Source organism: Streptococcus mitis, from assembly GCF_965111725.1.
Lineage (GTDB): Bacteria > Bacillota > Bacilli > Lactobacillales > Streptococcaceae > Streptococcus > Streptococcus mitis_DV.
This window is the reverse complement of record NZ_OZ217341.1, coordinates 109,278-122,594: the sequence shown is the minus strand read 5'-3', so window position 1 is coordinate 122,594 and position 13,317 is coordinate 109,278. Positions and strand designations below refer to the sequence as shown.

Here is a 13,317-nt window from a genome sequence, read left to right as displayed (position 1 = left end):
CATTCTTCCCCTACTCTCTAAATTTCTTTCAACTTTTCGAGATAGGCGGTTAATTCTGCTTGGGCTTCTGGTGTTGTGCCTACTAGTTGGCTGCGCATGTGTGCGAGTCTAGCTTCTACCTCTCCAATCTCTTTATCAATCTCTGCGAGTTGGTCTGCGAGGTCGGCTAGGGGAACAACGGGTTCTTCCTCAAAGGTATCGACATAGCGTGTAATGTTGAGGTTATAGTCATTTTCAACAATCTCTTCAAAGCTGGCTAGATGGGCGAACTTCTCGACATTCTCGCGTTTTTGATAGGTCTCCAAAATCTTGGCAATATGGTCTTCGGTCATATTGTTTTGATTTTTCCCTTTTTCAAACTCTTTTGAGGCATCAATAAAGAAGACATCCTTATTGGTGCGATTCTTTTTAAGGATAATAATGGTTGTCGGGATAGAGGTATTATAGAAGATATTTGCCGGCAAGCCGATAACTGTATCAATAGCGCCTTCTTCTAGCAGGTGCTGGCGGATCTTTTGCTCGGCTGCTCCTCGAAAGAGGACTCCGTGAGGAAGAACGATGGCCATGACACCATTATGCTTGAGGTGGTAAAAACCGTGAAGAAGGAAGGCAAAATCTGCTTTGGACTTAGGTGCAAGAACTCCATAACTTGAAAAGCGAGGATCTTGCAGGAAGCCACTATCTGCTGACCACTTCAGTGAATAGGGTGGATTCATCAAAACCCCATCAAAGTCTGTCGGCTCCGTAGTTGGCCAATCTTCGTCTAGGGTATCGTGGTTGCTGAGATGATAGTTCTCAATCGCAACCCCATGAAGCATCATATTCATACGAGCAAGGTTGAAGGTCGAAGTAATCAACTCTTGACCGTAGTAAGAAATCGTCGAAGCTTCCTTACTATAGCGCTTGGCATTGAGCAAGAGAGAACCAGAACCCATAGTCGGGTCGTAAACCGACATCCCCTTTTGATGTTCACGCCCTGCAAAGACAATCTGAGTCATGAGGTGTGAAACCGCTTGAGGTGTATAGAACTCTCCAGCCTTTTTCCCAGAATCACTGGCAAACTGGCCAATCAAGTACTCATAAGCATCACCCAAAATATCACCAGCATGACCAGAGACATTGAGGTCGTTGAGCTGTTTCATAACCTCAGAGATAGTCTTGTTTTGCTTTTGTGGGGTGTTTCCTAGCTTTTTCGCATAGAGGTCAATATCTTCGAAAAGATTTTCAAATTTTTCATTGGCCTGCTCGATATCACGGAAACTTTGGGCTAGAGATTCTAGCTGGAAGGTGCCTTCATGGATAGACTGAACCAGCTTGGTAAAGGTTAGAGAAGGCTCAATCACATAGCCCAACTCGTCATTTAGAACCTCGATGAGGTCTTCACGGACATCTGCATCCGCAAAGTTTTCCTCATAGAGAAGCTGCGCTTGCTGGAAGGACTCAAAGGTCTCGTCCAAGTTATCACAGACGGCTTGGAGGATGTTGTCGGATAGGTACTTGTAGAAAATCAAGCCCAAGAGGTAGGACTTATATTCATTGGCTTCCATCTGGCCACGCAGGATATCTGCCGCATTCCAGAGGGATTGGTAGAGTTCTCTTGATAAATCTGTTTGTGACATAGGGTCTCCTATCAATTTCAATTTATGTTGTTAGTAGTATTCCATGTTTTAAAATATTTTTCTTTTTATATCTTCCTTAAATAGTACGGACGGGAGGTAAAATTATCCAGTGGATGATTTTAGAAATCCAAGGAATTTCATCCCTAATTTTTGAGCCCTTCGCCCTTTCATTGACATGCTCAGGCTAAAATAGTTCCCCGAACTATTTTACTCTCAAAAATCCCGTCCTATACAATAACTTTGTTATTGTATAGGATACCACCATGGCGGAAAATATCCTCTAAAAGCTCACTTCGTTCGCGCTCATTTTACAATAAATTCTTTTAAAAACGAATCACTGGGCTTTTTACGGTCTTTGTATCTTAGATAAACATTTTTCTGAGTAGGGTTTGTTTGCTTTCTTTGAACTGGTTGACTTTTTCCTCTTGCTTGGCAATGGCCTTGTCTAGGTCTTGGAAGAAAGAACCGATGGCTTCTTGTTCAGGGAGAGAAGGGAAAGATGTTTTATAATTTAATACATCATTATTTGAAATATTTGCCTGTGCAGCTCCTTGAGAAGATAAAACCATCTCTTTTTCAAAATTTCTATTGCTTAATAACGTGAACAGGAAATTATTACTTTGATTCGTGGCCAATTTCCCAACACGCTGATTTAACACCGCTGCTACCTCTGTCATCTTGGATACACGTCCCACATTACCTGTTAGCGAGATTAATATATCTCCCTGTTCTAAGATAAACTGACTTTCTACAGTATCAATTCGATTTCCATATGTATCATCTATATACTCATTCCCTTTTACATTTGAAATAGTAACTACCAAATATTTACCATCTGTGGAATAATGCTCTGACTTCCATGCATTTCCTCCTTTAATAGAACACACTTCCCCCAACTTCACTTCCTTCCACTCATCTTCAAATCCTGCGAAGCGAAGGGCTGGTTTGGTTTGTCCTTTGGCTGGGAAGAGGAGTTTGAGGTAGGTTTTCTTCTTCTCTTTGAGCACCTCTAACTTACGCTGTTGAAGGCTAATGAGCTGGTCAATATCTTGGAAGAAAGAACCGATGGCAGTTTGCTCGGGGAGGGAGGGGAGGGAAATATATGTCTCTAAAATATTCTTATTGTATAATCTTTTTATTGTAGTTCCTTCAATTCCTGACCAAGATACAATCTTATAAAAAGCTTTAAGAAACTTGTTGTTAATTTTACCATGGTGATTCAACCAAACAATATTTGAATCTTGGTAGTAAGCTTCATCTCCATCGTACTCAACAACGCGGCCAATACTTCCTGAAGCAGATAACAGTAAATCTCCTCTTTGAGGATAAGCAAATTTTGTTTTATATTCTTCAAATTTTTCTCTAGTTATATAAGTATCAGCTTCCCCTCCAAAAGTACCAATTTTGAAAAAAGGAATTTCAAACTCCGCAGAAGTTTCCTCTTTGAAAATCCTCCTACACATTTCAACTGACCCAAGATTTCCCAACTTCTTCTCTTCCCAAACTTCAGTATACCCCGTAAAGCGATAGCTTGGTTTTTTTGTCATATTACTCCTCCAACTATTTCATCTTTATTTGTATCTATAAATTGCAATTGATAAGCTTTACGAGCACCCCATGCCTTAAGTGTTTTCTTAATAGTATATTCATTCTGCTTATCGAACTGGTCTACATAAATGCTCACATCCGGTGCCTGTTTAAAAATTTCTTTAAAGTAAGGAGCATCCACTCCATTCTCATCCCGAATATTAAAACCAATGAAATAGATTTCTTTGATAGAACTTAAACTTTTGAAAAAGTATTCATGTTTTCTAAGTTGCTGATGGACAGGCTTTCTAGTCAAATCAACTAAATTATAAAGAAAGTCACGTACCGCAGTTGGATCATTTTGTATAGATTCATCATAAGAATCCATTTCACGATTATGTCCAAATATTAGCTTATTTTCAGAAATGCTTCCATGTATATGACATATTTGTTCAGAATTTATACCGTAGAAATCCTCTAACAACATACTATAATTAAAAGTTAAAAAGTAGGCATTTTTATTGTGTTCAACAGATTTCTTTCGTTTTAGTTTTTTTAGATTAGAAGGCATATTATCCCATTCAAGAATAAAACATTGAACCCATTCCCTAAATAAGTTTTCAATGTCTGCTATTAGAAATTTTTCAAGAATCGTTGCCAACTCCTCAGCTTCTTCTAGACCACAAGACGACAGTATAATTTTCACCTCATTTATCCAACCTAAATCATGCTCAAACTGAGACCAAAAATTTTCTAATCCCATTAACTGCATCATATGTCGATAAATAAATTGATACCGTTCATGTTTATCTAACTGACCATTTCTAATTTTAGAAAGAGAATATCCATATATATCTCTCAACTCATCTTCCTTGGCACATAGATGTTGTTCTTGAATTTCAATATCCTTTTCCCTAAAAAAGTCACAAATTCCTTTTACTGTTTGCAACGACTCTAACAGTTCATCTTTCCCATAAGCCTGCTGATAAACGAACTTCTTGAAATATAGATAATTCGTCTTCAAATCATGTGCCATATCAAAACCATTTCCGATAATAAATAATTTCTCCACTCTATCCCCCCTTTCTATTACTCCATTTTCTTATTTCTACACTTTAAGTTTTCTTTTTTGATTTCTATTCTTCAATTTTACCTATTTTTTCACTTTAGGGTATCAATGTCTTAATTCTATTGTTCAATTTTGGTCATTTTTGCACTTTAGATATGCAACTATGCTATCCTATTCTTCAATTTTCCCTATTTTGAAACAATAGATAGGCTTATTTTGTGATATAATGTTAAAAAACGTTGAAATGCGAGGATGACTACATATGAACTATAGAGAACTTAAAAAAATCTACTACAGTCATCGTGACCAATATGAGGAAGAGTATCAATTACGCTTACAGGGATACAGCTCCATTAGGACATCTCTTTATCCTCATTTAATGCAACGCGATACTGTCAAAACAAGTCAATACCCTCTATTTGTTACCCTGCATCTTGGGATTTCCCAACTGATGGAAACTATCTCACAGCAGTCTCAACGAATTAGCGAAATAGCTGGTACCCTCCCTAAGATTGCCCACGATCAGTTTTATAAAGAACAACTCTACCAATCGATTATTTCCACAAATGAAATCGAAGGTATCCATACAACTCGTAAAGAGTTGGTCGATGTGGAGAAACTCCTAGAGGAAGACCCCTACAAGACCGAACAAATCAAACATCTTTCCACCTTGCGAATGTACCAACAAATCTTGAAGGATGAATTTCTCCAAATCCAATCTCTTGAAGATATCAGAGGGATTTATGACCAATTAACACAAGGAGAAATCTCGCCAGAGGATGAACTCGATGGAGAGTTTTTTAGACAGAAATCGGTCTTTATCCAAGACGACAAGACTGGCAAAGTCATCTATATCCCACCTCAAAAGGAGGAACAGATTCAGGTCATGCTGACAGAGTGGATTCGTTTTATAAACGACCATTCTATCCCAAACCTTGTCAAGGCTTGTGCTGGACACTATTTTTTTGAAAATATACATCCATTCTATGACGGTAACAGTCGGACAGGCCGCTATATCCTTGCCAAGTACTTGTCTAGAAAGCTCGATAAATTTTCAGGGTTAGTTTTGTCCCAACAAATCAATCACCATAAACAAGACTATTATAAGGCTTTTAGGAATACTGGTGATCATCTCAACCGTGCCGATGCTACCTTCTTCGTTGAAACCTTGTTGACTTTTATCAAGGAAGGACAGGAAAATATTATCCAAACCCTCCTTGAAAAACAAGAGCAACTGCATCGCTATAAAGTTAAGATAGAGCAAACAGAAGGGCTGGAAGAAGTCGAGAAATACATCTTGTTTCTCCTCGCTCAGTCCAAGCTCTTTGTCGATGATAAGAGAGATGGTATAGAAGATAGAAGCATCATCCAACTGGCCAATCAGTCCAACCATCATTACTCTAAGAAAAAGGTTAAGGATGCTTTCTTGCATCTTGAAGAGAGGGGAATTTTGACCCTAATTGGTAGAAAACCTTCCCAACATTATCTTTCTGACCATTTTTAATACTCAATGAAAATCAAAGAGCAAACTAGGAAACTAGCCGCAGGTTGCTCAAAACACTGTTTTGAGGTTGCAGATAAGACTGACGAAGTCAGTCACATATATACGGCAAGGCAACGTTGACGTGGTTTGAAGAGATTTTCGAAGAGTATAAACCTATCTCCCCCTTAGCGGTAATATATCCTCTGAAATCATGCGCATATAGTCCTCTTTGAGGGCTTTTTTGTACTTGAGTTTTGGCAGTGCCTTGTCTCCGTGGGCTTCCTTATAGGCCAGATAGTCCTGAGATTCGGTGATGGCTTTTTCACCATTTTGCTTGTCTCGTCCGATGCGGTAGTTGTCCACTACGAACTGGAGTTCATCCTCTCCTATCTGCCAATAATCTGCCGTTTCACGAATCTTTTTCTGGGTTGTTAGCTCAATCATCTCATCCAACTTATGGGTTACAGACTGTCCCTGATAGCTCTTGGCATCAGCTTGGACATCCTGCCAGAGTTTAGAGATGATGCTGGATAACTTAGGATTGGATTTGTTCAAATCTTCGATATAGTTATCTACCAGACTCTTTTCCTTTTTACCAATGAGGTTTTCCCGATTTTCGATCAAGGCTTGGATGAGGGAGAGGATATAGTGATAGTTTATCTCGTCGGTGCGGATGGATTCGAGCTCATACTCGATATCCAGCAGCACACCTTCATCTTCTTGGTCTTCTTTTCTGCGTCTGCGGAGTTCTTCGATGACATTTTGATATTGGCCGGCAAAGTTCTCGATGTCTTCTAGGCTGAGGCCAATTTCTCTGAGAATGACTTTCTCATCATAGTCCGAATAGACCTGTATAGAGGATAGGAGCTTGTCAAATTCTTGGAAGGCCTTGGCAAAGCGTTTTAATTCTGCATCTGTCGCTGTATCCAAATCTGGCACCTGCTCTGGACTTGGAGCGATGGCTAATAGTTGATGAACCTTCTCCAGAAACTTGGCCTTCTCCTCCTGCCATTCTGGGGCTAAGACACTGGTTTCACCACCATTTGAGTAGAGGCTCAGAGCTTCATCTACTTTTTCTTTAAAGCGGTCAGGCGTTTGGAAGGTAACGATTTGGCCGAATTTCTTTCCTTCATCAAAGAGGCGATTGGTTCGTGAAAAGGCCTGAATGATATGCTGGGGCTTCATGGGCTGACGGTCCATGAATAGGGTCGATAAGCAAGGGGCATCAAAGCCTGTCAACAAGCGGTCCACAACGATAACGAGGTCCAACTGCCCCTCACGGAAAGCAAAGCGTTCTTTCTTACGGGCCAGACGGTCGTTGAGGTCACTATTGTAGGAAGCAATGGTTGCTAGGCTAAAGTGAGTACCAAACATGGCATTGTAGTCTTCTAAACTCTCCTCCATATAGGCTTGGTTGACATAGGAGTCTGCTTCATTTTCTGTCACAGAGTAAGTAATAGCAACCTTAGGAAAGTCTGGTAAGACCTTTTTAACATTTTCCGAGATGCTTAGAGACTTCTCTCCATTTTTGACTTGCTTAATCAGGTTATAATAGGCCTGTGCACGGGCAATACTTTTGACAGTCAAAATGGCTTCATAGGTTTTTCCTACTCCATTTTGGAAGCCGAGTTTGCGTCTTGAGCGATTGAGAATGGCATCTAAAACAGCAAGCATGTGTCCTTCGTCATCATAACGCTCCTCGTCAATCTCATCTTCTGCCCAACCAGGCATGGTCGTCTGATACTCTACATTAAAGCCAAGAACCGCCTTGTCATGGATGGCTTCTTTGACGGTATATTGGTGGAGGCAGTCACCGTACTGCTCTTCGGTCGTCTGAGCAAGGTCTCCTTTTTGTTCACGCTTATTTTCTGTAAAGATAGGAGTTCCTGTAAACCCATACCAGAGAGAATTTGTAAAGAAGTGCTCTAAGTGGCGTTGACGTTCAGGAGTCACTGCGCGATGGCATTCATCGACAACAAAGGCTAGTTTGAGTTGCTTGATACGATTGTAGACCTTTTGGTGACGTCCTTCATCAAACTGACGAATCATGGCGTTGATTTTCTGGATGGTCGTCACAACGACACGGCGGTCATCAGAAGCTAGATTTTTAACCAATTCCTGTGTATCATCGGTCTCGTCGATATCGATCATATCGTTCTCTGCGTAAGATTGAAAAGAACTAGTCGTCTGCTGGTCAAGGTCTGTCCTATCAATCACGAAGATTGTCTTCTCAATGGATGGTATCTGGAGCAGATTGCGCGAAACCTTATAGGAAGTCAGGGTTTTTCCTGAACCAGTCGTATGCCAAATATAGCCTGACTGGCGCTGGCGACTGGCTTCACGGATAGCCTCAATGGCATGTACCTGATAGGGGCGTAATAAAATCAAGGCCTTCTTGTCATCATCAATGACAGAATACTGCATGACCATCTCGTGGGCTCTCGGTATCGACAAGACAGACTCTGCAAAGTCAAATAGCTGGGGTTGGGGGCTATTTTCACTATCCACCCACTTGGTCAAGAAGCGTTCATTTAGCTTGTTGGCTTTGGCAGCTGCGATGTAGCGAGTATCTGTAACGTTTGAGACGACAAACATCTGAAGACTTGAAAAAATACCTCTGAACTGTCCTTCTTGGTCGTATTTCTTAATCTGACGGAAGGCATCCATGTAAGGATGAGAACGGCTTTTCAGTTCGATTTGAATCATAGGCAGACCATTGATCAGCAAAGTCACATCCCCACGGCGCTGGCGAATCCCTTCTCCGCCTGTGATGACTTGGTTGACAACCTCATAGCTGGATTTGCCACCAGCGACATTGTTTCTCCACAAGACTTCCAAGCGAATGGTGCCTAGACTGGCGTCTTCACGTTGAACCTGCACCTTGGCAATGCCATTTTCCCCTGCTATCCACTTGGCTGCTTCATAGAAGTTAACGAAATTGAGCTGGTTTTTAATTTGATTTTTCTCTGAATTTGTCAGGGGATGGTCTTGCAAAATGCGGACATTATTAGCTTCCAGCTTGGCAAAAAAGTTTCCCCATAGGAGGTCTTCTGTATTTAACTCGGGTCGATACACCCATTGACTTTCTCCCTTTGTCAGCTGGTTGATCAAATCCCGCTCGATAGCCAATTCCTGTTTGGTTTTGGCTTTACCTGCTACAGGGATAGCAGTCTCAGCTTTGGGAGAGAGTCTCTGGCTGATATGGAAATCCTGCAAGGCTGCTTGATTGAGATGTTGCAATTTTTTGAGAAGATCTTGCTCCGTCCCTTTAATAGCTTGATAGGCTGCTGTCAGATCTTTATCTGCATCTAGGTAGTGATGGGGATTCTCCTTTATTTGAATATAACCCTGCACCAAATCTTCTAAACGTCTCAGCTGAATAGCAAGCTGGTTCTGGAGTTCCTGAGAATTGCTTCCAGATGCTTCTTTCTGGTTGATAGCTTCTAGGTATTCTACGATGGCAGTATAACTAGGCTGCAACTCAGGTGCTGAAGCGATGAGCTCTTGTTCTAATTCTTTTGATAACGTATAAGCCATGTTCATACCCCATTTCTACAACGCAAAAAGCCTACCAAAAAGATTGGCAGGTTTTGAAAATGGGTATGAAAACGCGAGTTTATATATATATATATATATGCAAGCTAGTTATTTGCTTAAATCTGAAAACCATAGGGACTCTTCCTTTTCATTCATACAAGGCGTTGCGACATCGAAAAAACAGCGCCTTTACTTCCTTCCATTGTACCATAAAAGACTAGTAGTGAAAAGGTTTTCTAGGGTATTCTCTCTAAATCTAGCAATAATTCCCTGACCTTCAAACTTCTACTAAAACAAGCAAAATCCCCTGCAAATCTACATTGCAAGGGACTTGTGTGTTATTCTTGTACTTCTTTCTGAGCGGCCTTTCCTTGATCTAGAAGGGCTTGGACGATTTTTTCATCGCGGAGTTTGACAGAATCGTTGATCATTTCTGCGGACTTGACGATGGTTGTTTCTAGTTGGGCACGTTTTTGACGGCCTAATTCAATAGCAGCAACGATGCCTTGGTTTTGCGCGACCAGACTTTCAGCCAGCTTGGTAACAGACTCAACAGCGACTGTCGGGCTTTGGGCAATTCTCTCCATCTGCGGAATCACTTCCTTGCTGGTTTCAGCTAGCATCTGAAGGGCAGCATTATTGGCATTGACAATGGCATCTGCCACGACACCTGATTTCATTGATTGTTGCAAAATACCCAGTTGAGCAATAGAAAGCTTCATTGTTGGAATCGTATTGCGACGAAGCATGCCCAATTTTTGGCGCATATCAGATGACACCTTCACAAGATTGCGCATCTGAGGTGTTGTTGCCCAGGCAACATAGAGACGGCTGACATACTCAGTGTGCTGTTGTTCGAGGGTATTGACCACTTCAGCCATGCGGGCCAATTCTTGTGATTTGGTTTGGTATTCTACCGTACTTGTATCGAGTTGGTCAACTTGGGCCTTCAGTTCGGCAGCACGTTTGCCAGCTTCTGTCTGGCTGGCTTCGATAAAGGAAATCACTCCCACTAGATTTTCAATGGATTTGGTATTGTCCTCAATCAACATCTCAGCAGAGACGATATTTCGAGCTAGCACATCTTCTTGCTTGACCACTGCGGCAGCCATGCCATCGAGCTTTTGCTCCACTGTTTTTGAGTCAAAGTAAAATTCTTGTAGGGTATTCTTGCTCTTGTTAAACAATCGTTGCAAAAAGTTTGGCTTTTCTTCTAACTCAGCAATTTCAGCGTTCTTATATTTGACGACAAAGCCTTGCAACTCTCGGTTGGTATTTTTAAGTAGATCATCTACTTGGGGAATCTGCAATTTCTTTTGTTCTGACAAGATACGATTGACCGTATTGTTCACACCTTCTACAGCAGATTGTCCAAAATCCAAAAGAGCATTTTGATTTGTGACAAACTGGTCTACTAACTGAGGCACGCGCGCCTTGATTCCTTCTTGCTGCTCAGGGCTCAACTTTTCCAGGAAGGTCAAGGTCTTGTCTGAGCCAGTATTGGTCTCGATGATTTGAGTTGTCTTATCCACCTTAGCTACTGTATTATTGGCAATCTGGTCAATATCAAAATTAAATTCTGTCATGGTTACTCCTTTATTTCTAACCTATTCTTTACGATCTTTTTCTAAGATACGCAGACTGATATCAAAATCACGCATATCTGTTTCATTAAGTTCTCTCAACACCTGGTCCAGCTCAAGGTCAAATTGTTCGATGGCCACTTTAGCTTGTTGCAAGCGTTCTTCTGCTCGATTATAGTTTTTAGGATTGGCCTTAATCTTTAGATAGCCTTCTAAAATCGTTTTGAATTTCTCCATTTTCAAACTATGAATGGCAGTCAATTCTTCCTTATCCCTCTCAGCCGAGGTAGCAATCTTGTCTAAAATGGCCTGATGGTCAATGGCAATATTGGCCAAGGTCTGGGACAATTCTGGAGCTAATTCCTCTGGCTCCGCATTTTCAAGATTTACCTGACTTTCTCTATCCAAACGTTCTAACTGAACATCAATGTTTGCCCGCACTGTACGAACCTTTTTATCAATACGGTTGTAGACATCAGCATCGATATAGGACTTGAGACGATCCGCCTCCTGATGGATTTCCCTCAGTTCGATCAATACTTGATTGGCCAGACTCTTATAGGACTCTGAGCCTTTTTCTACTAAAGTTCCCTCCAATTGCTGAATATCCTTGTCCGCCTGACGAATCCGAGCTTTTAAAAGCTCAATCCGATCGTCGAGAGAACGATCCTGCAAAAGAGGATAGCGCCAACGTTTATAGAGACGATAACCACCATAGCCTAGCAGGACACAAGCCGCAAGCGGAAGAGCATATTGAACTAAGAGTCCCAATAAGAACAAGAAGCCCCAAAAATAGAGACAGCCTTTCCAAAAACCATTACCTGATTTCATAAACATTCCTTATTTTCAATTTATAAGTCTATTTTAGCACAAAAGAGCAAAATGAGGGCGGAAATCCCCTAGAAAAGAGTTGATTTCTTTGCTGTAGAATGGAGGCTAGTAGCGCGTGTGCTAATTTCAATGGAGCGGACTCAAAACACAAACACACTCTGAGGAATATCAAAACAAAAGCTTGAAATATTGGGTGTTATATGTTAGAATGAACTTACAATGTGAGTAAAGTTACAGCATATGTAGCTAAAAAAGCCCCACCGTACCACCGATGGGGTTTTTTGCTACCCTCTTAAAGGGTTAGCCATTACTTCTTACGTTTCTTAAGCCATAACTTGAAAAGCTCAGATAACACGTTAATAAGTAACGGAGCTAGAAACACTGTGAGTAAAGTTTCTAACATATGTAACACCTCCCTTCATTAAAGCGAGGGGCAAAAATATTATAGCATCAATATCACGTCATTCCCAAACAAAAACGCCTTCCTATAGGCGCTACTTCTTTTTCTTGAACAAACGGATGTAGTCCTGTTTGCTATGAATAATATCTGATACAAAGACAGCTTTTCTATCCTCTAAAATATGATAGAAGGCTAGGTAATCGCCTAAAATGATGCATCTGGTTTTGTGGGGTGGGTGTATAATACCTCCTACTCTTTCATCAGCATCAAATCCTGCTTCCGGGAAGACTTCAAGACGCTCCAAACCATAAAGAACATTCTTAACTGTGTTTGCTCCTGCCTGCTCTGAAAAGTAGTTAGCTGAGATATAATCTTTAATACCTCTTAGCTGTTCTTGTACCGTTTCGGAGATAATAAGGCTATATGCGTTCTCGTTAAATTCCAAGGTTAGCCCTCACTTCATCAAGGCTGTAAGTTCTTCCATGTTCTAAATCCTCAAAGCTACGAGCAATTTCAGCACGCAACCTTGACAGAAGTTCTTCTCTTTCTTTGTCTACTTGAGTTTCAAATGGCAAGGCTTTATTTTCTACAATGTGTTCTAAAAACAAGTTAAAACTAGCTGTCATATCAAGATTTTGCGCTGTAATAATAGCTTTAGCCTTCTCTAACAAGTCTCTATTAGTCTTAAAGTTCACCTGTGTGTTTTTTTCTAAAACATTCATGGTAGCACCTCCTTTAGACTATTATATCACTTTAAACTATACAGGTCTAGCTGCGTATAGACGATTATAGATGGATACTAAGAGAAATCAAAAAGCACTAAGGGAAAGCGCCCCAAAGTGCTTAATATCAAGGCTCTAAAGCCTATCTGATTCAATAAAATATTACAACATTTTCTTATCTTGCAGTAATTAGGTACAGAAAAACAGGCCTAAGCCTGCTCTAAATCTAACTTGATTTTCTCAAAAACTATTAAGTTCAAATAAGTTGAGATAACTTAAAGGGTAACAAAAAGGAACTTAAAATGATGAGTTCAGCAGGCAAGGAACTAGCACGGTCAAACGTGCTTTTTTTATTGCTGATAGGATATCACGTAGAAAATAATTCATATCAAAAAGCACTTAGATTTCTCTAGGTGCTGGAATAGGCGGGACGGGAATTCCCCGCTTTTCAGATACCCCAAGGGTGCGTAATTCCCGATGTTTCTCTACTTCTATTCTTTATCTATATTATACACCTTTTCTAGTCCTTTTCAACCACAAAAACCC

The 13,317-nt window shown here is 40.7% G+C and carries 9 protein-coding genes; 1 reads left to right on the top strand and 8 read right to left on the bottom strand.

Annotated elements, in window-relative coordinates; all coding sequences use genetic code 11:
• Window positions 1-17: 17 nt before the first annotated feature.
• The 3 genes from ACLV7Q_RS00630 to ACLV7Q_RS00620 all read right to left on the bottom strand — a co-directional run bounded on the left by ACLV7Q_RS00630 (window position 18) and on the right by ACLV7Q_RS00620 (window position 4,218).
• Complete coding sequence (locus ACLV7Q_RS00630; RefSeq protein WP_218757550.1) at window positions 18-1,619, bottom strand: type I restriction-modification system subunit M; 1,602 nt, start codon at window positions 1,617-1,619, stop codon at window positions 18-20.
• A 362-nt stretch (window positions 1,620-1,981) separates the two neighbouring features.
• Entirely contained in the window at window positions 1,982-3,166 is a 1,185-nt protein-coding gene (locus ACLV7Q_RS00625) for a restriction endonuclease subunit S (RefSeq protein WP_218757549.1), read from the bottom strand.
• A complete protein-coding gene (locus ACLV7Q_RS00620; RefSeq protein WP_218757548.1) occupies window positions 3,163-4,218 on the bottom strand; it encodes an AbiH family protein in 1,056 nt (351 codons plus the stop codon). The genes ACLV7Q_RS00625 and ACLV7Q_RS00620 overlap by 4 nt, the downstream gene beginning before the upstream one ends.
• Before the next feature lie 259 nt (window positions 4,219-4,477).
• Here ACLV7Q_RS00620 and ACLV7Q_RS00615 point away from each other — a divergent pair, with 259 nt between their 5' ends.
• The gene (locus ACLV7Q_RS00615) at window positions 4,478-5,719 is read left to right on the top strand and encodes a Fic family protein (RefSeq protein ID WP_218757547.1); all 1,242 of its coding nucleotides are present in this window, start codon (window positions 4,478-4,480) and stop codon (window positions 5,717-5,719) included.
• Window positions 5,720-5,872: 153 nt separating this feature from the next.
• Here the strand turns inward: ACLV7Q_RS00615 and ACLV7Q_RS00610 are convergent, their stop codons facing one another.
• The 5 genes from ACLV7Q_RS00610 to ACLV7Q_RS00590 form a co-directional block, all read right to left on the bottom strand.
• Window positions 5,873-9,241 (bottom strand): type I restriction endonuclease subunit R, encoded by a 3,369-nt coding sequence (locus tag ACLV7Q_RS00610; protein WP_225904723.1) that lies wholly within the window; start codon window positions 9,239-9,241, stop codon window positions 5,873-5,875.
• A 332-nt stretch (window positions 9,242-9,573) separates the two neighbouring features.
• On the bottom strand, window positions 9,574-10,821 hold the full coding sequence (locus ACLV7Q_RS00605) for a toxic anion resistance protein (protein WP_000134333.1): 1,248 nt from the start codon (window positions 10,819-10,821) through the stop codon (window positions 9,574-9,576).
• 21 nt (window positions 10,822-10,842) lie between these two features.
• Window positions 10,843-11,649, bottom strand: coding sequence for a hypothetical protein (locus ACLV7Q_RS00600; RefSeq protein WP_218757546.1), 807 nt, complete (start codon window positions 11,647-11,649; stop codon window positions 10,843-10,845).
• A 494-nt stretch (window positions 11,650-12,143) separates the two neighbouring features.
• On the bottom strand, window positions 12,144-12,494 hold the full coding sequence (locus ACLV7Q_RS00595) for a type II toxin-antitoxin system RelE/ParE family toxin (protein ID WP_218757545.1): 351 nt from the start codon (window positions 12,492-12,494) through the stop codon (window positions 12,144-12,146).
• Entirely contained in the window at window positions 12,484-12,771 is a 288-nt protein-coding gene (locus ACLV7Q_RS00590; RefSeq protein ID WP_001101480.1) for a type II toxin-antitoxin system RelB/DinJ family antitoxin, read from the bottom strand. Before ACLV7Q_RS00590 ends, ACLV7Q_RS00595 begins: the two co-directional genes overlap by 11 nt.
• Window positions 12,772-13,317 lie beyond the last annotated feature (546 nt).